This is a genomic window from Enterobacter sp. LU1 (assembly GCF_008271405.2).
Classification (GTDB): domain Bacteria; phylum Pseudomonadota; class Gammaproteobacteria; order Enterobacterales; family Enterobacteriaceae; genus Enterobacter; species Enterobacter hormaechei_C.
In genome coordinates, this window is record NZ_CP043438.2 from 3,107,075 (window position 1) to 3,128,639 (window position 21,565).

24 protein-coding genes are annotated in these 21,565 nt (G+C 55.5%); 7 read left to right on the forward strand and 17 right to left on the reverse strand.

Annotation, left to right across the window (positions count from 1 at the left end; translation table 11 throughout):
• Positions 1–18: 18 nt before the first annotated feature.
• From FZF21_RS14790 to yfbV, 4 genes are all read right to left on the reverse strand, one after another.
• Positions 19–1,851, reverse strand: coding sequence for an SLC13 family permease (locus FZF21_RS14790; RefSeq protein WP_017693001.1), 1,833 nt, complete (start codon positions 1,849–1,851; stop codon positions 19–21).
• Between the two features lie 75 nt (positions 1,852–1,926).
• Complete coding sequence (locus FZF21_RS14795) at positions 1,927–2,586, reverse strand: sugar phosphatase (protein ID WP_047737461.1); 660 nt, start codon at positions 2,584–2,586, stop codon at positions 1,927–1,929.
• Positions 2,587–2,597: 11 nt separating this feature from the next.
• A complete protein-coding gene (locus FZF21_RS14800) occupies positions 2,598–3,092 on the reverse strand; it encodes a YfbU family protein (RefSeq protein WP_008502874.1) in 495 nt (164 codons plus the stop codon).
• A 92-nt stretch (positions 3,093–3,184) separates the two neighbouring features.
• Positions 3,185–3,640 (reverse strand): terminus macrodomain insulation protein YfbV, encoded by a 456-nt coding sequence (yfbV, locus tag FZF21_RS14805; protein WP_047737463.1) that lies wholly within the window; start codon positions 3,638–3,640, stop codon positions 3,185–3,187.
• Positions 3,641–3,977: 337 nt separating this feature from the next.
• Between yfbV and ackA the strand changes: the two genes are divergently transcribed.
• Both ackA and pta read left to right on the forward strand, forming a co-directional pair.
• On the forward strand, positions 3,978–5,180 hold the full coding sequence (ackA, locus tag FZF21_RS14810) for an acetate kinase (RefSeq protein ID WP_015572267.1): 1,203 nt from the start codon (positions 3,978–3,980) through the stop codon (positions 5,178–5,180).
• 75 nt (positions 5,181–5,255) lie between these two features.
• Positions 5,256–7,397 carry a phosphate acetyltransferase gene (gene pta, locus FZF21_RS14815; RefSeq protein ID WP_017383435.1) on the forward strand — a complete coding sequence of 714 codons (2,142 nt, stop codon included), beginning with the start codon at positions 5,256–5,258 and terminating at the stop codon, positions 7,395–7,397.
• 108 nt (positions 7,398–7,505) lie between these two features.
• On the opposite strand, the gene FZF21_RS14820 is transcribed toward pta, so the two are convergent.
• The 5 genes from FZF21_RS14820 to FZF21_RS14840 all read right to left on the reverse strand — a co-directional run bounded on the left by FZF21_RS14820 (position 7,506) and on the right by FZF21_RS14840 (position 11,487).
• The gene (locus FZF21_RS14820; RefSeq protein WP_015572265.1) at positions 7,506–8,459 is read right to left on the reverse strand and encodes a transketolase family protein; all 954 of its coding nucleotides are present in this window, start codon (positions 8,457–8,459) and stop codon (positions 7,506–7,508) included.
• On the reverse strand, positions 8,452–9,282 hold the full coding sequence (locus tag FZF21_RS14825; RefSeq protein ID WP_047737465.1) for a transketolase: 831 nt from the start codon (positions 9,280–9,282) through the stop codon (positions 8,452–8,454). The genes FZF21_RS14820 and FZF21_RS14825 overlap by 8 nt, the downstream gene beginning before the upstream one ends.
• Positions 9,279–10,670 (reverse strand): PTS ascorbate transporter subunit IIC, encoded by a 1,392-nt coding sequence (locus FZF21_RS14830; RefSeq protein WP_017383437.1) that lies wholly within the window; start codon positions 10,668–10,670, stop codon positions 9,279–9,281. Before FZF21_RS14830 ends, FZF21_RS14825 begins: the two co-directional genes overlap by 4 nt.
• A 21-nt stretch (positions 10,671–10,691) precedes the next feature.
• Positions 10,692–10,964 carry a PTS sugar transporter subunit IIB gene (locus tag FZF21_RS14835; RefSeq protein WP_014884648.1) on the reverse strand — a complete coding sequence of 91 codons (273 nt, stop codon included), beginning with the start codon at positions 10,962–10,964 and terminating at the stop codon, positions 10,692–10,694.
• 79 nt (positions 10,965–11,043) lie between these two features.
• Complete coding sequence (locus FZF21_RS14840; RefSeq protein WP_045349104.1) at positions 11,044–11,487, reverse strand: PTS sugar transporter subunit IIA; 444 nt, start codon at positions 11,485–11,487, stop codon at positions 11,044–11,046.
• A gap of 236 nt (positions 11,488–11,723) precedes the next feature.
• Between FZF21_RS14840 and FZF21_RS14845 the strand changes: the two genes are divergently transcribed.
• Entirely contained in the window at positions 11,724–12,743 is a 1,020-nt protein-coding gene (locus tag FZF21_RS14845) for a LacI family DNA-binding transcriptional regulator (protein WP_017383439.1), read from the forward strand.
• A 3-nt stretch (positions 12,744–12,746) separates the two neighbouring features.
• Here the strand turns inward: FZF21_RS14845 and yfcD are convergent, their stop codons facing one another.
• Genes yfcD through yfcF form a run of 3 tightly spaced genes read right to left on the reverse strand, consistent with a single transcriptional unit; the run spans position 12,747 to position 14,621 of the window.
• The gene (gene yfcD / locus FZF21_RS14850; RefSeq protein ID WP_006811396.1) at positions 12,747–13,313 is read right to left on the reverse strand and encodes an NUDIX hydrolase YfcD; all 567 of its coding nucleotides are present in this window, start codon (positions 13,311–13,313) and stop codon (positions 12,747–12,749) included.
• Between the two features lie 55 nt (positions 13,314–13,368).
• A complete protein-coding gene (yfcE, locus tag FZF21_RS14855) occupies positions 13,369–13,920 on the reverse strand; it encodes a phosphodiesterase (RefSeq protein ID WP_017692997.1) in 552 nt (183 codons plus the stop codon).
• A gap of 56 nt (positions 13,921–13,976) precedes the next feature.
• A complete protein-coding gene (gene yfcF / locus FZF21_RS14860) occupies positions 13,977–14,621 on the reverse strand; it encodes a glutathione transferase (RefSeq protein ID WP_017692996.1) in 645 nt (214 codons plus the stop codon).
• Positions 14,622–14,761: 140 nt separating this feature from the next.
• Between yfcF and yfcG the strand changes: the two genes are divergently transcribed.
• From yfcG to FZF21_RS14880, 4 genes are all read left to right on the forward strand, one after another.
• On the forward strand, positions 14,762–15,391 hold the full coding sequence (gene yfcG / locus FZF21_RS14865) for a GSH-dependent disulfide bond oxidoreductase (protein ID WP_003861434.1): 630 nt from the start codon (positions 14,762–14,764) through the stop codon (positions 15,389–15,391).
• 75 nt (positions 15,392–15,466) lie between these two features.
• Complete coding sequence (gene folX / locus FZF21_RS14870; RefSeq protein WP_003861432.1) at positions 15,467–15,835, forward strand: dihydroneopterin triphosphate 2'-epimerase; 369 nt, start codon at positions 15,467–15,469, stop codon at positions 15,833–15,835.
• A 13-nt stretch (positions 15,836–15,848) separates the two neighbouring features.
• Positions 15,849–16,742: a TIGR01777 family oxidoreductase gene (locus FZF21_RS14875; protein ID WP_047734976.1), complete on the forward strand. Its 894-nt coding sequence runs from the start codon at positions 15,849–15,851 to the stop codon at positions 16,740–16,742.
• Positions 16,743–16,786: 44 nt separating this feature from the next.
• Positions 16,787–17,287 (forward strand): GNAT family N-acetyltransferase, encoded by a 501-nt coding sequence (locus tag FZF21_RS14880; RefSeq protein ID WP_149121260.1) that lies wholly within the window; start codon positions 16,787–16,789, stop codon positions 17,285–17,287.
• A 140-nt stretch (positions 17,288–17,427) separates the two neighbouring features.
• Here the strand turns inward: FZF21_RS14880 and hisP are convergent, their stop codons facing one another.
• The 5 genes from hisP to argT form a co-directional block, all read right to left on the reverse strand.
• Positions 17,428–18,201 carry a histidine ABC transporter ATP-binding protein HisP gene (hisP, locus tag FZF21_RS14885; RefSeq protein ID WP_003861426.1) on the reverse strand — a complete coding sequence of 258 codons (774 nt, stop codon included), beginning with the start codon at positions 18,199–18,201 and terminating at the stop codon, positions 17,428–17,430.
• Between the two features lie 9 nt (positions 18,202–18,210).
• Positions 18,211–18,924, reverse strand: a complete 714-nt coding sequence (locus tag FZF21_RS14890; protein WP_003861424.1) for an ABC transporter permease — start codon at positions 18,922–18,924, stop codon at positions 18,211–18,213.
• Entirely contained in the window at positions 18,921–19,607 is a 687-nt protein-coding gene (locus tag FZF21_RS14895) for a histidine ABC transporter permease HisQ (RefSeq protein ID WP_015572256.1), read from the reverse strand. The genes FZF21_RS14890 and FZF21_RS14895 overlap by 4 nt, the downstream gene beginning before the upstream one ends.
• Before the next feature lie 88 nt (positions 19,608–19,695).
• Positions 19,696–20,478, reverse strand: coding sequence for a histidine ABC transporter substrate-binding protein HisJ (hisJ, locus tag FZF21_RS14900; RefSeq protein WP_003861421.1), 783 nt, complete (start codon positions 20,476–20,478; stop codon positions 19,696–19,698).
• A gap of 226 nt (positions 20,479–20,704) precedes the next feature.
• Positions 20,705–21,487 (reverse strand): lysine/arginine/ornithine ABC transporter substrate-binding protein ArgT, encoded by a 783-nt coding sequence (gene argT / locus FZF21_RS14905; protein ID WP_015572255.1) that lies wholly within the window; start codon positions 21,485–21,487, stop codon positions 20,705–20,707.
• Positions 21,488–21,565 lie beyond the last annotated feature (78 nt).

Below are 21,565 nucleotides of genomic sequence, written 5' to 3' on the forward strand. Positions count from 1 at the left end.
CGCCACCCGGCAAAATGCTCAGAACGGAAACAGGACCGGTATCAATACCACGCACACCACCATCACCAGCACGGTGAACGGCACACCCAGCTTCACGAAATCACTGAACCTATAATTCCCGGGCCCCAGCACCAGCGTGTTCACCGGGGAAGAGACCGGCGTCATAAATGCCGCGGACGCCGCCATCGCAACCATCATCGCAAACGGATACGGCGAAACACCCATCGATTTTGCCATCGCCAGCGCAATGGGCGCCATCAGCACCGCCGTTGCGGTATTGGAGATGAACAAACCGATGGTGGCACACATGACGAACAGGCAAACCATCATCAGGTACGGACCATATCCCCCGCCCGCGTCCATTAAGCCTTTCACGATCAAATCCACCCCGCCGGTTTTCTGTAGCGCCAGGGCGAAGGGCATCATCCCGACGATGAGAATGATGCTCGGCCAGTGAATCGCTTTGTAAGCGCTTTCGGCGTCAATACAGCGGAATTTGCCCATTAACAGACAGGCGATTATCGCCGCCACCGGGTTAGGGATCTCGTCCGTCAGCATCAGCGCGACCATCAATACCAGGCAAAAAATCGCATGGGGCGCCTGGCTGTGCGCCGGTGATGCATCGTTCTCTTCAATCGGCATATTCAGCACCACAAAATCGCGGCCTTTCTGCCCGAGCTGGCTAATCAGTTTCCAGTTGCCGACCACGAGGAAGATATCCCCCAGCAGGATCGGCTCATCCACCACCGCCCCTTCAAGGGCTACGCCATCGCGCTTCAGGCCCACCACGTTGAGGCCATAGCGGGTACGAAAGCCGATTTCACGCACGGTTTTGCCCAATAACTCCGATTCCGGGATCAGCGACACCTCGGCCATTCCCACATCCAGCGCCTGGTCAGAGAAATACTCGCCGCGCAGGACCATCGGCTCCAGCAGCTGCTCGCTACAAAACTCCCGCAGATCCACGTCTGCGGTGGACATATCAATCAGCAGGACGTCACGCGCGCGAAACTCTGACACCCCGTTCACGTTAACGATCACCCGGCGAAAACGACGCCAGCGCTCAACCCCGATGACGTTCGCGCCATAGCGTTCGCGTAGCTTAAGGTCATCCAGCCGCTGCCCCACCATGGGCGATCCCGGGCGGATAGCCAGACGTCGGGCACGCCCGGTCAGACGATACTCTTTAATCAGATCGCGGAAAGAGCGCCGCTTCCAGCCCTCTTTGGCTTTATCCTGTTTCTCCCCTTTCAGCGCAAAACGGGTCAATAGCATATAGATAATGCCCATCACCAGTACCACCAGCCCGATCGGCGTAACGCTGAAAAAGCTAAACCCCTCAAGCCCCTCACGGATCAGTTCGCTGTTCACGACGAGGTTCGGCGGCGTCGCGACCAGCGTCATCATGCCGCTGATGAGCCCGGCGAAGCTCAACGGCATCATCAGCCGCGACGGGGAGATCTGCATCCTCATGCAGACGCTCAGCACGACCGGAATAAAGATGGCCACGACGCCCGTAGAGCTCATAAACGCGCCCAGCCCGGCGACCGTCAGCATCAGGTAAATCAGCATTTTGGTTTCGCTGCTGCCCGCCACCTTAACCAACCACGACCCCATCATCGTCGCCACGCCGGTGCGTACCAGCCCGTCGCCAATAATAAACAGGGCGGCAATCAAAATAACGTTGGGATCGCTAAACCCGGAAAAGGCTTCCGGCAGGGAAAGGGTACCGCTCAGAACGAATGCGACAATCACAAACAGGGCGACGGCATCCATGCGCACCTTGCCCGTGGCAAAAAGAATGATGGCGATTAACAGCAGGCTCAGGACCCAAATCAGTTCACCGTTCACAACATGTCCTTGTCAGTGGAGGAGAAGCAATTCTGCCATAAAAAAGCCCCGGTAATGCGGGGCTATATCATGGGATTACATTTTTAGCGAGACGGTTACAACTCCGTCTGACGCCTTCGAGACGTCGATGGCGGTCAGGGTATTAAGCACGAAATCCGCCTCCTCCAGCCGGGGGGAACCCGCCGGGACGTTAACGGCAATGACGTGGCTTCCGGCGTTCAGCCCGGCCAGCACGCCTGCTGCCGCGTCTTCCACCACCACGCACTCCGCTGGCGCAAGGCCAAGCAGTTCTGCGCCGAGCAGAAACGCATCCGGTTCAGGCTTGCCGCGCTTCACGCGCTCAGCGGTAATGAAGACGTCCGGCGTCGGTAAACCTGCCGCCTTATGACGGGCATGCGCGACGGGAACCGAGCCGGAGGTGACGATAGCCCACGGGATCTGCGCTTCATTCAGGTGCTCAAGCAGTTCACGCGCACCGGGCAGCGCGGTGATGCCTTCGGTATCGGTAGCTTCAATCTGCTCAAGATAGCGGAACTCCGCCTGAATATCTTCCTCAGAACGTCCCGCAAGGAAGTGCCGCAATGAGGTAATGGCCTGTTTGCCATGGATGAAATTCAGTACGTCATGATGGTCGATGCCGTGCCGGTCGGCCCAGTGGCACCACGAGCGCTCCACCACCGGTAGCGAATCCACCAGCGTACCGTCCAGATCAAACAGAAAACCTTTACACTGCACACACACCTCCGTCAGGCATTAATGATTTGTTGAATTTCGTTGCTGCTTAAATGGTACTGACGCGGACAGGCGTGCCACGCGCTCAGCATACGTTGATACTTATCCCACATCGGGGTCTGGGCGTTGAAGCCGTGCGTACCCGCATCAAAATGGGTGTAACGCCCTTCGGTATTCACCATAAAGCGTACATAGCTCAGATAGCGCGCTTCCGTCGCGGCATCAAAGCCCAGGAACGTCACGCGGCGCTCGTCAATGGACTGCTGGTCCTTCAGATTGGTCCAGGACACATGCAGCGCATGGTACATCTCCATGATGTCGATAACGATACGGCAGGTTTCCTCTTTCAGTTCGCCAAATTCGCGATCCAGTTCGCGCATCTGCAAGCCAAAACCACGTTCAACAATGGTTTGCAGGCGGCTGTAGCGCGCAGCGTTATCGGGATCAAGCATAGTCATCATCTTGTACTGGTTAGACAAAATCAGACGTTGAGCATGGGTCATTTCCATCTTTCGACTCCTGTAGCGCATTGCACTGTAAAAAAAAGACACGGTAACTGATTGTTACTGTGCCTTCTTTTGGTCGTCGTTTCGATGATCAATCACAAGTCATCGAGGAATGTTTTATCAAACTGTTTAAACGCACGCTTGAGGGTATCCGCCAGCGCCTGATAGTCTGGCTTGCCTTCAACCGGTGCCAGCGCCTGGCCCGCCTCCTCCAGTTTTCCACGCACTTCATAAAACCAGTGTAAAACAGAAGGCGGAAGTGGCGTGACGGAACGTTTGCCTAACCACCATAGCCCCTGCATCGGCAGGCTTAACGCAAAAAGCGCCGTCGCGACGGCAGGGCCAAGCTGTCCACCTAACGCTATCTGCCAGCACAGGGTAAAAACGGCAATCGGGGGCATAAAGCGAATCGCATAGCGCGTGGCGCGAATAGTGCGATTTTCAATAAACATGGGCGCGAGGCGCTTTTCCATCGGCCATGTCTTTGCGTAATGCTGTCCCCGACGAAACAGACTAAAAAAGTTCACGGACGGGATTTCGGGTGTCGACATGGCTGTACCTCAACTTCACATATAAAAATTAAAATTTTCGTGCAAAACCACAACAGGCTATGACAACGTTCAAAATATTTTGTCATCGCTACCCCGTATCGGGTATCCTGTGCCAGCCTGATAGGGCCGTAGACGATAAGCGTTAACTCGTCAAATTATCGCATATTATGCCATTGTCTGAAAAATGTTCAAAATGGCTTAAAATCATAGGTATTTCTTCCATCCTGCCAGAATGTTTGTTTGGCATGATGTTAATCATAAATGTCTGGGTCAGCATGCGTTACGCTTTTAGACTCACTGACGTTTTTTTAGCCACGTATCAATAATAGGTACTTCCATGTCGAGTAAGTTAGTACTGGTTCTGAACTGCGGTAGCTCCTCACTGAAATTCGCCATCATCGATGCGCTCAACGGTGACGAGTACCTCTCTGGTTTGGCCGAATGTTTCCATCTGCCTGAAGCACGTATCAAGTGGAAGATGGACGGCAGCAAACAAGAAGCGGCTTTAGGTGCAGGCGCCGCTCACAGTGAAGCGCTGAACTTTATCGTTAACACTATTCTGGCACAAAAACCAGAACTGTCTGCTCAGCTGACCGCAATTGGTCACCGTATCGTCCACGGCGGCGAAAAATACACCAGTTCCGTGGTAATCGACGACTCCGTGATCCAGGGTATCAAAGACTCTGCGTCTTTCGCACCGCTGCATAACCCGGCTCACCTGATCGGTATCGCTGAAGCACTGAAATCCTTCCCGAGTCTGAAAGACAAAAACGTGGCCGTGTTTGATACCGCGTTCCATCAGACCATGCCGGAAGAGTCTTACCTCTATGCCCTGCCATACAGCCTGTACAAAGAGCACGGCGTCCGTCGTTACGGCGCCCACGGCACCAGCCACTTCTATGTGACTCAGGAAGCCGCAAAAGTGCTGAACAAGCCGGTTGAAGAAGTCAACATCATCACCTGCCACCTGGGCAACGGTGGTTCTGTTTCCGCTATCCGCAACGGTAAGTGTGTTGACACCTCTATGGGTCTGACCCCGCTGGAAGGTCTGGTGATGGGTACCCGTTCCGGTGATATCGACCCGGCGATCATCTTCCACCTGCACGACACCCTGGGCATGAGCGTTGACGACATCAACAAAATGCTGACCAAAGAGTCTGGCCTGCTGGGCCTGACCGAGGTCACCAGCGACTGCCGTTACGTTGAAGACAACTACGCAGAAAAAGCTGACGCTAAACGTGCAATGGACGTTTATTGCCACCGTCTGGCGAAGTACATCGGTTCTTACACCGCGCTGATGGAAGGCCGTCTGGATGCTGTTATCTTCACCGGCGGTATCGGTGAGAACGCGGCAATGGTACGTGAACTGTCCCTGGGCAAACTGGGCGTTCTGGGCTTCGAAGTTGATCATGAGCGTAACCTGGCTGCCCGCTTCGGCAAGTCTGGCTTCATCAACAAAGAAGGCACCCGCCCTGCTATCGTTATCCCAACTAACGAAGAGCTGGTCATCGCGCAAGACGCGCACCGCCTGACTGCCTGATTCCACACCGCCAGCAATGCTGGCGGTGCTGTTTTGTAACCCGCCCAACGCGGCGGTAACGAAAGAGGATAAACCGTGTCCCGTACTATTATGCTGATCCCTACCGGAACCAGCGTCGGCCTGACCAGCGTCAGCCTCGGCGTGATCCGCGCTATGGAACGCAAAGGCGTTCGTCTGAGCGTCTTTAAGCCTATCGCCCAGCCACGTGCCGGTGGCGATGCGCCAGACCAGACCACCACCATCGTTCGCAAGAACTCCAATCTGCCAGCGGCTGAACCGCTGAAGATGAGCCACGTTGAATCTCTGCTCTCCAGCAACCAGAAAGACGTGCTGATGGAAGAGATCATTGCCAACTACCACGCAAACGCGCAGGACGCGGAAGTGGTGCTGGTTGAAGGCCTGGTCCCAACCCGTAAACACCAGTTTGCCCAGTCTCTGAACTTTGAAATCGCGAAAACCCTGAACGCAGAGATCGTTTTCGTGATGTCTCAGGGCACGGATACCCCAGAGCAGCTGAAAGAGCGTATCGAACTGACGCGCAGCAGCTTCGGCGGTGCGAAAAACACCAGCATCACCGGCGTGATTGTTAACAAGCTGAACGCGCCAGTAGATGAGCAGGGCCGTACGCGTCCTGACCTGTCCGAAATTTTTGACGACTCTTCCAAAGCGAAAGTCATCAAAGTTGACCCGGCTAAGTTGCAGGATTCCAGCCCGCTGCCTGTTCTGGGCGCGGTGCCATGGAGCTTCGATCTGATTGCCACCCGTGCAATCGATATGGCGCGTCACCTGAACGCCACCGTGATCAACGAAGGCGATATCAACACCCGCCGCGTGAAGTCCGTAACTTTCTGCGCACGTAGCATTCCACACATGCTGGAGCACTTCCGTGCAGGTTCCCTGCTGGTAACCTCCGCAGACCGTCCGGACGTGCTGGTTGCAGCCTGTCTGGCCGCGATGAACGGCGTGGAGATCGGCGCGATCCTGCTGACCGGTGCCTACGAGATGGACCCACGCGTAAGCAAGCTGTGCGAACGTGCGTTCGCCACTGGCCTGCCAGTCTTCATGGTGAACACCAACACCTGGCAGACCTCCCTGAGCCTGCAAAGCTTCAACCTCGAAGTGCCGGTTGATGACCACGAGCGTATCGAGAAAGTTCAGGAATACGTTGCGGGCTACATCAACGCAGACTGGATCGAATCCCTGACGGCGACCTCCGAGCGCAGCCGTCGTCTGTCTCCTCCAGCCTTCCGTTACCAGCTGACCGAGCTGGCGCGTAAAGCGGGCAAACGCGTGGTTCTGCCAGAAGGCGACGAACCACGTACCGTTAAAGCGGCAGCCATCTGTGCAGAGCGCGGTATCGCGACCTGTGTGCTGCTGGGTAACCCGGATGAGATCAACCGCGTTGCGGCGTCTCAGGGCGTTGAGCTCGGCGCGGGCATCGAAATCGTTGATCCTGACGTGGTCCGCGAAAGCTACGTTGCCCGTCTGGTTGAGCTGCGTAAGAACAAAGGCATGACCGAAGCCGTTGCGCGCGAGCAGCTGGAAGACAACGTGGTGCTGGGTACGCTGATGCTGGAGCAGGACGAAGTTGACGGTCTGGTTTCCGGTGCGGTTCACACCACCGCAAATACCATCCGTCCACCGTTGCAGCTGATCAAAACTGCACCGGGCAGCTCTCTGGTCTCCTCCGTGTTCTTCATGCTGCTGCCTGAACAGGTTTACGTTTACGGCGACTGCGCGATCAACCCGGACCCAACCGCAGAGCAGCTGGCAGAAATCGCTATCCAGTCTGCGGACTCCGCGATTGCCTTCGGTATCGAACCACGCGTCGCGATGCTCTCCTACTCCACCGGCACCTCTGGTGCAGGTAGTGACGTAGAGAAAGTCCGTGAAGCGACCCGCATTGCACAGGAAAAACGTCCGGATCTGATGATCGACGGCCCGCTCCAGTACGATGCCGCGGTAATGGCTGACGTGGCGAAATCCAAAGCGCCGAACTCGCCGGTTGCAGGCCGCGCTACCGTGTTCATCTTCCCGGATCTGAACACCGGTAACACCACCTATAAAGCGGTACAGCGTTCAGCAGACCTGATCTCCATCGGGCCAATGCTGCAAGGCATGCGCAAACCTGTGAACGACCTGTCCCGTGGTGCGCTGGTTGACGATATCGTCTACACCATCGCGCTGACCGCGATCCAGTCTTCGCAGCAGCAGTAAGCTAAAAAGCCCGGTGGCGCTAGCGCTTACCGGGCCTACGGTTTTATAGGCCGGATAAGCGAAGCGCCATCCGGCAAGAGAGGCGACCACAAATGGTCGCCTTTTTTATTACAGCAGCTCCCGCGCCGCCGACACAATGTCATGTGCCGTCAGGCCATACTCCTTCTGCAAGAAGTCCTGCGTACCCACCTGACCATACCGTTCCTTCACCCCCACCCGCCGCATAGGCACCGGACAGGTTTCCACCAGCACTTCCGCCACCGCCGACCCCAGCCCGTTGTGAATGCTGTGATTTTCGCAGGTCACAATACGCCCGGTTTTCTCGGCATAGTTTTTCACCAGCATCCGATCGATGGGCTTCAGGGTAAACATGTCGATGACCGCTGCGCTTACCCCCTCCTGCTCCAGCTGGCGCGCCGCCTCCAGCGCTTCCGCCACCATAATGCCGTTAGCAATCAGGGTAATATCGGTTCCCTCGCGCAGCACGTTGCCCTTGCCGATGGTGAAGGTTGACCCCGGGGCATACACGCTCGGCGCCTGTTTACGGATGGTCCTTACCCAGTAAAAGCCTTCCAGGTCGATAAGCTGACGCAGCACATCTTCGAACATCACCGCATCGGTCACCTCAAGCACCACTGAATGCGCCAGACCGCGCACGATGCCCATATCCTCAAAAGACATATGCGTCCCGCCGTTGTGACAGGCCGTCACGCCCGCATCCGAGGCAATCACCTTCACGTTATTGCGCTGGTAGTCCAGGGACATAAACAGCTGGTCGAAGCAGCGACGGCTGGCAAAGGCGGTAAAGGTATGGACGAACGGCTTACGTCCGGTGAGCGACAGCCCGGCGGCCGTCCCAATCACGTTGGCCTCCATAATTCCGCAGTTGATGACGTGCTGTGGGTAATCACGCGCTACGCCGTCCATCGCCATCGAACTCATCAGATCCGCTTCGAGCGCAATGATCTCGCTCCCGGCCTCAATCTGTTTTGCCACAAAACCTGCGTAGACCTTACGCATCTCAACGGCATCTTTCTGTCCTGTCGGTGCAACCTTAATCATGTGAAGCCTCCAGTTGGCGAATCGTCTCGTTAAGCGCCGCTTTGCTCTCCTCGGTTAATCGCAGGTGATGCGAGTTGCTGAGCTGTTCCAGATATGGCACCCCCTGCCCTTTGATGCTGTCGAGGATCACCACCCGCGGACGCGCATCGGCCTCAGGGATCGGCTCGGTCACCTCCAGCAGCGCCGGAATGTCATCCCCTTTCACCGTCACCACGTCAAAACCAAAGGCGCGGAATTTGCCTTCCAGGTCGAAGGCGCTGATGATTTCGTCCAGCTCGCCGTCGAGCTGCTGTTTGTTCCAGTCCACGAATACCGTCAGGTTGTTCAGTCGATGGTGAGCGATAAACTGGAAGGCTTCCCAGCACTGCCCTTCATTCAGTTCTCCGTCGCCAACGATGCAAAACACCCGGTTTGGCCTTCCTGCCAGCTTGTGCGACAGCGCCATGCCGCCAGCGATGGAGATCCCCTGCCCCAGTGAACCGGTGGTGGCATCCACGCCGCGTGTTTTCAGGCGATCCGGGTGACTTGGCAGACGCGTCCCGTTCTGGTTCAGCGTGCTCAACTCTTCAATCGGGAAGTAGCCCTTAATCGCCAGCGTGCTGTACAGCGCCGGCCCCGCATGGCCTTTCGACAGCACAAAGTAATCGCGCTCTGGCCAGTCCGGATCGGCCGGGTCAATTTTCATCACCGCGCCGTACAGAACGGCCAGCGTTTCAACGACTGACATGCTGCCGCCGTAGTGACCAAAACCCAGCTGCGTAAGGGATTTCAGCGTCTCAAGGCGGATCTGACGCGCCAGTTCGGTTATTTCATTCTCATTCATGATTTGGCTCCGGGGTTTTCCTGCGCGTTACCGCTGGCAGGTTTGTTTTTAGCGAAGACGTTGTAGGCCACCAGCAGCGCGAACAACACAACAACCAGTCCGGTGATGGCAAGCGGCGACAGGAAGCGTGCCAGGTTGCCCAGCACAATCCCGACCGCACCAAAATCAGCGTCCGAGAAGGTCGTATTCGCAAAGCCAATTGCGCCCAGAACAGGCAGCAGCAGGACCGGGAGGAAGGTGATCAGCAGGCCGTTAGCAAAGGCGCCAATCATCGCCCCGCGACGTCCACCGGTGGCGTTACCGAACACGCCCGCCGTTGCGCCGGTGAAGAAGTGCGGAACGACGCCCGGGAGGATCAGCACCCAGCTAAACTGACCGCAGATGAACAACCCAACAATCCCGCCGAGGAAGCTAAACAGGAAGCCAATCAGCACCGCGTTTGGCGCATACGGGTAGACTACCGGGCAGTCCAGCGCAGGCCGCGCATTGGGCACCAGTTTTTCCGAGAAGCCGGTAAAGGCCGGGACGATTTCCGCCAGAATCAGGCGCACGCCCTGCAAGATGATGAACACGCCTGCCGCGAAGGTGATGGCCATAATGATGGCGTATACCAGGTAGTTTTGGCCGCCGCTGAAGGTGGCCTCCACGTACTCACGTCCGGCGCTCACCGCCATGATCAGGTAGATAATCATCATGGTCAGGGAGATGGAGATTGAACTGTCACGCAGGAAGCTAAGGTTCTTCGGCAGGTTCATCTCTTCGGTGGAGCGCGAGCCTTTCCCGACCTTGCTGCCAATCCAGCCGGACAGCACGTAGCCCAGCGTGCCGAAATGACCGAAGGCGATCTCATCGTTGCCGGTAATACGCTTCATATAGCGCTGCGCAATCGCCGGGAAGAAGGCCATAATCAGGCCGAGGATCAACGAACCGGTAAAGACCAGCCCGACCCCCTCGAAGCCTGCAACCGTCAGGATCACGCCGATCATGCATGCCATGTAGAAGGTGTGATGCCCGGTGAGGAAGATGTATTTCAGGCGGGTAAAGCGCGCAACAATAATATTCGCCACCATCCCGAAGGCCATAATGAGCGCGGTGGAAGCGCCATATTTCTCCAGGGCAATCGATACAATAGCTTCATTGTTGGGAATAATGCCCTGAATATTAAAGGCGTGCTCAAACATACCGCCGAGCGGATTTAAAGAGCCCACCAGCACAGTTGCGCCGCCGCCCAGTACAATAAAGCCGAGAATGGTTTTAATTGTGCCTTTTACCACATCCGAAAAGGCTTTTTTCTGCGCCACAAGACCAATCAGAGCAATTAAACCTACCAGCACTGAAGGGACTTTTAAAATATCAACAACGAAATTCAGCGTTTCAAGGATAAACATATCCACCTCGCCTTATCAGGATTATTGTCTTTCGAACCAGGCGCGCAGCTGCGCTTCGAGTTCGTTGATATCGATGATATTGTTGATTACCACCAGCTGGCTTTCCGGCACGCTGGCGCTGGCGGCAATGTCTTTCGCCATTACAAACAGGTCCGCCGCGCCCGGCGTGGCCGAGGAGAGATCGGAGTGTTCAACCTCGGCATCAATTTCCAGTTTTTTGAGCACCTTTTTAATATTCATTTCGACCATAAAACTGCTGCCCAGGCCGGAGCCGCAAATAGCCATAATTTTCATTGTTATCCCCTTTTTTGAGTAGAGTACGCCCCATCACGCTGACGCGTAATGTTGAGATGAATCGGATTAAATAATTAAATCAGAAGCGATCGATAACGGTTTTTATCTCCTCCAGCGTTTTCGCCCGATGTAATTCAGCCATATCTTCGTCGCTGGAAAATAATTCCGCTAAGGCTGAAATCATTTCGATATGGCTATGCTTGTCCGGCGCCGCCAGCATCACAATCACATCGACGGGGTCAAACTCACCGGCACCAAAAGAGACGCCCTGTTTTAGTTTTAATAATGACAGGCCAAGTCCTTTCGCCCCTTCTTCCGGTCGCGCATGTGGCATTGCCAGCCCTGGAGCCAGCACATAGTAGGGACCTAACGTCTGGTGCTGCTCGATGATAGCCGTGACATATTCCGGCGCAATGACCTGCAAATCCAGCAGCGGTTTCGCGCACAGTTCCAGCGCCTGGGGCCAGCTTTCAACGCTATCCTGTAGGATGATGGTTGTATCATATATCCACTTTTTGAGCATTTTTCACTCCCGCTAAAGACCAGACATGGGCAAACTCTATTCAACCCATCAATCAATGACTGCGATCGCGATCACAAAGATAGCGCTACCAACGACTAACATGCAGAACTGTGATAGCGCTATCAAATTGCTATCATGGTGCGAAATCACAGCAAAAAAAGGGATTTAAGGCGTATACTGCCTGTCACGTAAAATGAAGGATGAAACTGAATCGCGTCCTGTCAGCAGGAAGATGTATGTCTTTAACCCGAAAACGGCGCAGTACCGGAAAAGTAACGCTCGCGGATGTCGCACAGCTTGCCGGCGTAGGCACGATGACTGTTTCCCGTGCCCTCCGCACGCCCGAACAGGTTTCCGATAAACTGCGTGAAAAAATTGAAGCCGCAGTGCAGGAGCTGGGTTATATGCCCAATCTTGCCGCCAGCGCACTGGCATCGGCGTCGTCATGGACGATTGCGATGGTTGTTCCCAATCTTTCCGAAGCTGGCTGTTCCGAGATGTTCGCCGGGCTACAGCAGGTGCTCCAGCCAGCCGGATATCAGATCATGCTGGCGGAATCTCAGCATCGTCTTGAACAGGAAGAGAAACTGCTCGAAACGCTGCTGGCCTCGAATATCGCCGCGGCGATACTGCTCAGCGTCGAGCACTCCGATACCGTACGCCACTGGCTGAAAAACGCCTCTATCCCGGTGATGGAAATGGGTGCAATGCGTGCCGATCCGATTGATATGAATATCGGGATTGATAACGTCGCCGCCATGTATGAACTTACCGAGATGGTGATTCAGCGTGGCTACCAGAATATCGGCCTGCTGTGCGCTAACCAGGAGCAGTGGATTTTTCAGCAGCATTTGCAGGGCTGGTACAAGGCGATGCTGCGCCACCACCTGTCGCCGAACAGAGTGATTAATGCCGCCATGCCGCCGAACTTCTCCACCGGTGCGGCACAACTGCCAGAGTTCCTGCTGGCGTGGCCGGAACTGGATGCGCTGGTGTGCGTATCAGATGAACTGGCCTGCGGCGCGCTGTATGAGTGCCAGCGTCGGCGCATCAAAGTGCCGGACGATTTAGCGGTCGTGGGCTTTGGCGACAGCGACGTCAGCCGCGTCTGCCAGCCGCCGCTGACAACGATGGCAGTACCGCATCGCAAGATTGGGATTGAAGCCGGGAAAGCGTTACTGGAACGTCTGAATGACGGAGACTGGCGCGATCATAAACCCATCGCGTCCAGCCTGTGTCTGCGAGAAAGCTGTTAAGGCTTACTCAGCCTCTTCCTCTTTTTCCGCCTTATTTTCCGGTTTAGCGGATTCGTTTTTGGCGTTGCGGGTCATCCACAGCGCCAGTGCTTTAAGGGAATCGGGCGTGAACTCGTCGCAACGCGCAGTGATCTCTTCCGGCGTCATCCAGCACACTTCGCTCACTTCCTCTTCCTGCAAGGCGAAAGGTCCGTGGGAAACGCAGCTGAACAGCCCGCCCCAGACGCGACAATGTTCATCTTCGAAATAAAATTGCCCGTGCTCGGCAAACGGCACGCCAGCGATACCTAACTCTTCTTCAGCTTCACGACGCGCGGAATCCAGCAATACTTCATCGGCCTGCACAACGCCACCTGCTGTGGCATCCAGCATACCAGGAAGAAAATCTTTGGTGTCGGTGCGACGCTGGACCAGAATCTTGCCCATGCCGTCATGAACAACGATGTAAGTCGCGCGGTGACGCAGACGCTCCGCACGCATTTGTTCGCGGCTGGCCTGCGCGATCACTTCATTCTCTTCGCTGACAATGTCAACCCACTCAGTACTTGCCAAATGATTCTGCTCCACCATCGGGAAACCTTCTCGTCTAAGCGCTCTTTTGGCGCGTTTGCAGTTGTGGTGTAACTTACGGATTAATCGCTATCTGCGCAATAACTTGCTGATCATTAAGTGCGATAACGCTTAATGTCCCGTCTTCATACATGCCGTAGCTTGCCGGATTGCCGCCTTTAGGAATGCTGACAGACCCGGGATTAAAGTGATAAAACGCCCCGCGTTTTTCCGCCACCGGAATATGAGTATGACCATAAACCAGGACATCGCCAGCGGCGAGTGACGGCAGGTTATCCGGGCCGAACAGGTGCCCGTGGGTCAGGAACAAACGGCTGTTTTCCATCAACACCTGTTGCCAGGGAGCGGTGATGGGAAAATGCAGCAGCATCTGGTCAACTTCGCTGTCACAGTTGCCGCGAACGGCGATAATGCGCGAGGCAAAATGATTAAGTTTTTCCGCCACCTGCGCGGGAGCGTAGCCTTCCGGCAACGCATTGCGTGGGCCGTGGTTTAACACGTCGCCCAGGATCACCAGCCATTGCGCCCCGCTTTGGGCGAACAGAGAAAGCACGCGTTCGGTCGCGGGCAGCGATCCATGAATATCCGACGCAAACATCAGTTTCATCAGTTACTCCTCAGGAATTCAGACTGCCCCTATCATACCTCAAGCGCCCCGTCTTATCAGCCCGCGCGCTTAGCAGAGAGTGCCAGATAGCGCTGTACCGACGCGCGTTGCCACTGGAATGTGGCGTAATCCACCAGCAGCTGTGGGACGTCATCGCCATTGAGGATCAAGCGATTGAGCATCAGCGCCAGATCGGTGTCGGCAATACACCACTCGCCAAACAGGTTGGGGTTACCCTGCGCCAGCAGCGATGACGCAGTTTCGATCAGCTTCCGGGCGCTGGATAAGCCTTCCTCGCTGAGGGCGGGCTTTTTGACGCCAGCGAACACCACGTCCGTAGAGCGTTCTGTGCGAATCGGCACCAGGTCGCTACGCAGCCATGCCTGGATCTGGCGGGCGCGGGCGCGCTTTTGCAGATCGTGAGGATAGATGCGTTCCCACTCTGGCGGGGCAAAGCGGTCCTCAAGATACTCGTCAATCGCCGAGGATTCACTCAACTCAAAACCGTCAATCTCCAGCACAGGGACACGGCGGGTGAGCGCGTAGCCCTGCCACTGAGGCTTCAGATGTTCACCGCTGTCCAGGTCAACGGTTTTCAGACTAAAAGTAAGCCCCTTTTCTGCCAGCGCCACATAAACGCTCATGACATAAGGAGAAAAAAAGTTCGCATCGGACCATAACGTTATTACAGGCTGGCTCATAACATCCTCATCGGCTGATCGGTTTTCACTCAACATATAATCTCTTTGCCTCGCTGTCACTTGATGAAAACTCACGATTTACAACAAGCACCTATACTGATTTTTCATGGCAACACTATTCGCACTGACAGGAGTTGAGAATGATAGATCTCTATTATGCCCCCACCCCTAATGGCCATAAGATCACCCTCTTTCTTGAAGAAGCCGAAGTGGACTACCGGATCATTCGCGTGGATATCAGTAAAGGCGACCAGTTCCGCCCCGTTTTTCTGGCCATATCGCCCAACAATAAAATTCCGGCCATCATTGATAACCTGCCCTCCGACGGCGGCAAACCGTTAAGCCTGTTTGAGTCCGGAGAGATTTTGCTCTATCTGGCAGAGAAAACCGGCAAGCTCCTGAGCGGGGAGTTGCGCGAGCGTCATCACACGCTGCAATGGTTATTCTGGCAGTCGAGCGGCCTCGGGCCGATGCTGGGGCAGAATCATCACTTTACTGCCTATGCGCCGCAGACGATCCCTTACGCCATTGAGCGATATCAGGTCGAAACCCAGCGCCTGTACGGGGTCCTGAACCGTCGGCTGGAAAAATCACCGTGGCTGGGAGGTGAGCATTACAGCATCGCAGATATCGCCTGCTGGCCGTGGATCAACACCCATGAACGCCACCGGATCGATCTGGCCACTTATCCGGCGGTGAACAACTGGTTTGAGCGCATCCGGACCCGCCCGGCCACCGAACGCGCCATGCAAAAAATCCATCAGATTTGAGCCTGCGCCCCGTTGGGTGCAGGTGTTCTCCTCATGTATGATGAGGTGAAAATACTGACACGGAGAAGACCTGCAATGTCCCAGCATGACGCTATTATTCGCATAAAAAACTTACGCTTACGCACGTTCATTGGTATCAAAGAGGAGGAGATCGCGAATCGCCAGGATATCGTGGTGAATGTGGTGATCCACTACCCGGCAGACAAGGCGCGCGCCAGCGAAGACATCAATGACGCGCTGAACTATCGCACGATCACCAAAAGCATCATCCAGTACGTTGAGAACAACCGTTTTGCGCTACTGGAAAAATTAACTCAGGATGTGCTCGACATCGCACGCGAACACCACTGGGTCACTTATGCTGAAGTGGAGATCGATAAACTTCACGCCCTGCGCTACGCCGACTCCGTCTCCATGACGTTAAGCTGGCAGCGCCAGGCGTAAACCTGGAGGTTGTATGAAGATCCTGCTCACCGGCGGTACGGGCCTGATTGGTCGCCATCTCATTCCACGCTTGCAGGCGTTGCATCACGACATTACCGTGGTCACGCGCAGCCCGGAGAAAGCGCGCCAGGTGCTGGGTGCCAGCGTTGAGATCTGGAAAGGCCTGGCGGAACGGCAGGATCTGAACGGCTTTGACGCCGTCATCAACCTCGCAGGCGAACCTATTGCCGATAAACGCTGGACCGAAGAGCAAAAACAGCGTTTATGCAGCAGCCGCTGGAACATGACCGAAAGGCTGGTTGAGCTGATTCGCAACAGCGAGACGCCGCCTTCGGTGCTGATTTCCGGCTCTGCTACAGGCTACTATGGCGATCTCGGTGAAGTGGTGGTGACCGAAGAGGAGCCGCCGCACAACGAGTTTACCCATAAACTCTGCGCCCAGTGGGAGCGCATCGCCTGCGCGGCGCAGAGCGATCGTACCCGCGTCTGCCTGCTGCGCACCGGCGTGGTGCTTGCGCCGAAGGGCGGTATTCTCGGTAAAATGCTGCCGCCGTTTAAAATGGGGCTTGGCGGGCCCATCGGCAACGGTCGTCAGTATCTGGCGTGGATCCATATCGACGATATGGTCAACGGCATTCTCTGGCTGCTGGATAACGACCTGCGCGGGCCGTTTAACATGGTGTCTCCGTATCCGGTACGTAATGAACAGTTTGCTCACGCCCTGGGCCATGCCCTGCATCGCCCGGCGGTGCTGCGCGTGCCTGCGACGGCGATTCGTCTGCTGATGGGTGAGTCTTCGGTGCTGGTACTGGGCGGGCAGCGCGCGCTGCCAAAACGGCTGGAAGCGGCCGGATTTACGTTCCGCTGGTATGACCTGGAAGAGGCGCTGGGGGATGTGGTGCAGTGAATATGTTAGAGTTATACGCCATGTCTGGATGATATGGCGTAACTATGGCAACCATCACCACAACCCGGCTTCACCTCACCCCTTTCGAACCTTCTGACTGGGCGTTCTTTCGCTCTCTGCGCGAAGACTCCAACATCATGCGCTATATGGCCGCTATCACGCCGGAAAAAGAGACGCGCCGCGTATTTGCCGCACGCCTGATGGCGGAGCATGTCTTTGTGATCCGTCTGCATAACGACGTTACGCCGCTCGGGGATATCGGTCTGCAAATCGGTGCGGCGAACCGTGAAGAGGCGGATATTGGCTACACGGTCGTGCCTGCCGCGCAGGGAAAAGGCATTGCCAGCGAAGCGCTGCGGGCGGTGTGTGAGTATGCATTTCACCAGACGGGCGTGAAGGCGATAAACGCGTACGTGCTGGCGGATAACGTCGGGTCGGTGCGGGTCCTTGAGAAAGCGGGTTTTGTGCGCACGCAGGTGCTGGAGAAGGCGTACGAGATTAAAGGCGTACGGTATGACGACTGGGTGTATCGGCTGGAGTGTTGAATGCCGGGCGGCACTGCGTTTGCCCGGCCTACGGGTTTTGTAGGCCCGGTAAGCGAAGCGCCACCGGGCAATTGGGCGGCTCTGCGGCCTGATGCCCTCACCCCGGCCCTCTCCCACAGGGAGAGGGAGAAAGGCCAAACCTACTTCAACGAGCCTTTCAGGAACTGCTGCAACCGCGGGCTTTGCGGGTTCGCCAGCACCTCATCCGGATGACCCTGCTCTTCAATTTTCCCCTGATGCAGGAAGATAACGTGGTTAGAAACGTTACGGGCGAAGCCCATCTCGTGCGTCACCACCACCATCGTTTTGCCCTCTTCCGCCAGCTTTTGCATGATGCGCAGTACTTCGCCAACGAGTTCAGGATCCAGCGCGGAAGTCGGTTCGTCAAACAGCAACACTTCCGGCTCCATCGCCAGCGCACGGGCGATAGAAACACGCTGCTGCTGCCCCCCTGACAGGTGCACCGGATATTTGATCTGCTGCCGCTCGTCGATACCCACTTTCGCCAGGTATTTGACCGCACGCTCGCGGGCTTCCTGCTTGCTTAAGCCGAGCACCTGAACCGGCGCTTCCATCACGTTCTCCAGCACCGTCATGTGGCTCCAGAGGTTGAAGTGCTGGAACACCATCGTCAGGCGTGTACGCAGCAGGCGCAGCTGGTTTTTATCCGCCACTTTAAGCTGGCCGTCTTTATCACGGACCATGTTGATGTTCTGTCCGCTCACCACAATCGATCCTTCGCTCGGCTTTTCGAGGAAGTTGATGCAGCGCAGGAAGGTACTTTTACCCGAACCTGATGAGCCGATAATACTGATCACGTCGCCCGCGTTAGCCTCCAGCGACACCCCTTTCAGCACTTCATGTTCGCCGTAGCGCTTGTGCAAATCAATTACGTTTAATTTGTTCTCAGCCATCATAAATTCTCAGTGCGTCGACGGTTTTATATGCTGCAACCAGCGTTTTTCAGCCTTACGGAACAGGCTGATCAGGACGTAAGAAATGATCAAATAGAGCACTGCCGCAATGCCAAACGCCGTAAACGGCTGGTAGGTGGCAGAGTTAATATCGCGGGCAATCTTTAACAGATCTGGTACCGTGGCGGTAAACGCCAGTGCCGTCGAATGCAGCATTAAAATCACTTCGTTGCTGTAGGCCGGCAGCGCAATACGCAGCGCCGAAGGCAGAATAATACAGCGGTAGAGCTTCACGGAGGAGAAGCCGTACGCGCGCGCCGCCTCGATCTCACCGTGCGGCACAGAACGGATGGCCCCGGCGAAGATCTCGGTGGTATAGGCGCAGGTATTGAGGGTCAGCGCCAGCACCGTACAGTTCAGACCGCTGCGGAAGAACGCGTTCAGCATCTCGGTGCCTTTCACGATCTCCAGCGTGTACATCCCGGAATAGAACACCAGCAGTTGCACGTACAGCGGAGTACCGCGAAACACGTAGGTGAATAGCCAGATAGGGAACTGGATAAATTTATTGTTCGACACGCGGCCAATGGCAAGAAACACCGCCAGAATGCCGCCCATTACCACCGAGGAGATCAGCAGCCACAGCGTGATCGCCACGCCAGTAAAGCGGTAGCCATCCGTCCACAGCAGGGATTTCCAGTACTCCTGAATAATCTCAATCACAGGTCAGCCCTCTTCACACCCACGGAGTAGCGACGTTCGAGCAGAAGCAGCACACCATTGGAGACGGTCGTAAAGACCAGATAGATCACGCCGCAAACCACCGCAAAATAGAACGGTTCCCAGGTGCTTTTACCTGCCAGTTGCGTGGCCTTCACCACATCTTCCAGACCCAGCAGGGAGACCAGCGCCGTTGCCTTGAGAATAACCTGCCAGTTGTTACCGATGCCCGGCAGCGCGTAGCGCATCATGGCCGGGAACATGATCCGGCGAAACGTTTGTGAGGAGGTAAAACCGTAGGCGGTTGCCGCTTCAATATGCCCTTTCGGCACGGCCATGTAAGCGCCGCGGAAAGTCTCAGTGAAATAGGCACCGTAGATAAAACCAAGGGTAATAATACCGGCCACCATCGGGTCGATATCGATCTGCTCCATGCCGATGGCATCCGTCACGCCGTTAAGTGCGATTTGCAGGCCGTAAAAGATCAGCAGCATCAGCACCAGGTCAGGCACGCCGCGAATCAGCGTGGTATAGCCTTCAAATATCAGCGCCAGCGGTCTGTTGGCGGATAATTTTGCCCCCGCGCCCGCCAGGCCTATCAGCACCGCCAGCACCACGGAGCTGATAGCCAGCTCAAGGGTGACAAGCGCGCCCTGTAAAATAACGCCAGAAAATCCGTACAGCATACCGCGTGCCCTGTCGTCTCGTGAGTGGTGGAACCGTGTCTTTTCCCCTCCCGCAACGGGAGGGGCCGCACGTTATCAGACGGGGCGATTAGCCGCCGTAAACGTTAAAATCGAAGTACTTTTTCGCCAGCTTGTCATAGGTGCCGTCCGCACGCATCTCGGCGAACGCTTTGTTCAGGGCTTCACGCAGTTCGTTGTCTTCTTTACGCAGGCCCATACCGGTACCGACGCCAAAGAGTTTTTCGTCCTTAATGGACGGACCGCCGAACTTGTAATCTTTACCCACAGGCTGTTTCAGGAAGCCTTCGCTTGCCGCCACTTCATCCTGGAATGCCGCGTCAATGCGGCCTGCCGTGAGGTCTGCGTAGATGTTTTCCTGGCCCTGGTAAGAGACAATTTCAATCCCCTTTGGCGCCCAGTGCTCGTTGCCGTAGGTTTCCTGCGTCGTACCCTGCAACACGCCCACGCGTTTGCCTTTCAGAGATTCAAGGGTTGGCTGAATGTCAGAGGATTTGGCCACCACCAGACGGGAATCTGCCGCGTAGAGTTTGTCCGTAAAGGCAATCTCCTGCTGACGTTTCTCTGTGATGGACAGGGAGGACATGATCACGTCAATTTTCTTCGCTTTCAGGGACGGGATCAGCGCATCCAGCGGGTTTTCAACGTAGGTACATTGCGCTTTAATGCGTTTGCACAGCTCGTTAGCCAGATCGATGTCAAAACCGACCAGTTCCCCCTTCGCATTCTTCGATTCGAAAGGTGCATAGGTTGGGTCAGTTCCAATACGAATTTTCTGCGGAATTGCTGCGAATGCCGCGGTGGCGCTGGAAAAAGCCAGTACCAGAGAAAGTGACAACACCAGTTTTTTCATATCTGTCCTCAACAAACTGTCTTAATACGAGATTTTTACGACGACGGGGTGTTGTTAATGTGCCATTAATCCCCTCATTCAGGCAAAGATTAATGCCTTTGAACGGGAATTTTTGCATTTTAAATGCTTAACTATGCACACAGCGATCCAGTATGGTGCATGTGTTGCACCACACTGGAACATAACCCCGTTAAGATGCACCACTTCAGTGCATCTTATTCAGGCATTAATCACCGTAGACGTTGAAATCGAAGTATTTCTTCGCCAGTTTGTCGTAGGTACCGTCTTTACGCAGCTCATTAAACGCTTTGTCGAAGGCGGCTTTCAGCTCGGTATCATCCTTACGCAGGCCAATACCGGTACCGTCGCCAAAGTATTTTTTGTCTTTTACCGACGGGCCGGCAAAGGCGTACTCTTTACCCGCAGGCTGTTTCAGGAAGCCTTCGCTCGCGGCGACTTCATCCTGAAACGCGGCATCCAGACGGCCTGCCGCCAGGTCAGAGTAGATTAGATCCTGGTTCTGGTAAGCCACAACATCGACGCCCTTCTCGCGCCAGTTAGCATTGGCGTAACCTTCCTGGGTCGAGCCCTGAAGCACGCCAACATGTTTGCCTTTCAGCGAGTCGATGGTCGGCTGGATTGGCGAGCCTTTCGCGGCAATCAGACGTGAGTCGGCAGCGTAGAGCTTCTCAGAGAAGGCGATCTCCTGCTGACGTTTTTCCGTGATGGAAAGAGAAGAGATAATGGCATCAATTTTCTTGGCTTTCAGCGACGGGATCAGCGCGTCAAAGTCACTGCCCACCCATGTGCATTTCACTTCCATGCGTTTGCACATCTCATTTCCCAGATCGATATCAAACCCCACGAAGTCGCCTTTCGCATCCTTGGAGGAGAATGGCGCGTAGGTTGCGTCTGTACCGATACGAACTGTCTGTGGAAGCGCTGCATAGCTACTTGCTGCTGCACTCAAGCCCACGAGCAAAGACAGAGCCAGAACCGTCTTCTTCATACATTTACCCTCAAGAACCGTGATTTTATTATGGTTTATGTTGTGTGTTGTGTTGCAGGCTGTTCTTGCAGGTCTTAT

Excerpts from the sequence above, each read along its gene's own strand:
- FZF21_RS14800 (WP_008502874.1), bottom strand. The coding sequence starts at position 3,092 with ATGGAAATGACCCATGCTCAACGTCTGATTTTGTCTAACCAGTACAAG.
- yfbV (WP_047737463.1), bottom strand. The coding sequence starts at position 3,640 with ATGTCGACACCCGAAATCCCGTCCGTGAACTTTTTTAGTCTGTTTCGT.
- ackA (WP_015572267.1), top strand. The coding sequence starts at position 3,978 with ATGTCGAGTAAGTTAGTACTGGTTCTGAACTGCGGTAGCTCCTCACTG.
- FZF21_RS14820 (WP_015572265.1), bottom strand. The coding sequence starts at position 8,459 with ATGATTAAGGTTGCACCGACAGGACAGAAAGATGCCGTTGAGATGCGT.
- FZF21_RS14825 (WP_047737465.1), bottom strand. The coding sequence starts at position 9,282 with ATGAATGAGAATGAAATAACCGAACTGGCGCGTCAGATCCGCCTTGAG.
- FZF21_RS14830 (WP_017383437.1), bottom strand. The coding sequence starts at position 10,670 with ATGTTTATCCTTGAAACGCTGAATTTCGTTGTTGATATTTTAAAAGTC.
- FZF21_RS14835 (WP_014884648.1), bottom strand. The coding sequence starts at position 10,964 with ATGAAAATTATGGCTATTTGCGGCTCCGGCCTGGGCAGCAGTTTTATG.
- FZF21_RS14840 (WP_045349104.1), bottom strand. The coding sequence starts at position 11,487 with ATGCTCAAAAAGTGGATATATGATACAACCATCATCCTACAGGATAGC.
- FZF21_RS14845 (WP_017383439.1), top strand. The coding sequence starts at position 11,724 with ATGTCTTTAACCCGAAAACGGCGCAGTACCGGAAAAGTAACGCTCGCG.
- yfcD (WP_006811396.1), bottom strand. The coding sequence starts at position 13,313 with ATGGTGGAGCAGAATCATTTGGCAAGTACTGAGTGGGTTGACATTGTC.
- yfcE (WP_017692997.1), bottom strand. The coding sequence starts at position 13,920 with ATGAAACTGATGTTTGCGTCGGATATTCATGGATCGCTGCCCGCGACC.
- yfcF (WP_017692996.1), bottom strand. The coding sequence starts at position 14,621 with ATGAGCCAGCCTGTAATAACGTTATGGTCCGATGCGAACTTTTTTTCT.
- yfcG (WP_003861434.1), top strand. The coding sequence starts at position 14,762 with ATGATAGATCTCTATTATGCCCCCACCCCTAATGGCCATAAGATCACC.
- folX (WP_003861432.1), top strand. The coding sequence starts at position 15,467 with ATGTCCCAGCATGACGCTATTATTCGCATAAAAAACTTACGCTTACGC.
- FZF21_RS14875 (WP_047734976.1), top strand. The coding sequence starts at position 15,849 with ATGAAGATCCTGCTCACCGGCGGTACGGGCCTGATTGGTCGCCATCTC.
- FZF21_RS14880 (WP_149121260.1), top strand. The coding sequence starts at position 16,787 with ATGGCAACCATCACCACAACCCGGCTTCACCTCACCCCTTTCGAACCT.
- hisP (WP_003861426.1), bottom strand. The coding sequence starts at position 18,201 with ATGGCTGAGAACAAATTAAACGTAATTGATTTGCACAAGCGCTACGGC.
- FZF21_RS14895 (WP_015572256.1), bottom strand. The coding sequence starts at position 19,607 with ATGCTGTACGGATTTTCTGGCGTTATTTTACAGGGCGCGCTTGTCACC.
- hisJ (WP_003861421.1), bottom strand. The coding sequence starts at position 20,478 with ATGAAAAAACTGGTGTTGTCACTTTCTCTGGTACTGGCTTTTTCCAGC.
- argT (WP_015572255.1), bottom strand. The coding sequence starts at position 21,487 with ATGAAGAAGACGGTTCTGGCTCTGTCTTTGCTCGTGGGCTTGAGTGCA.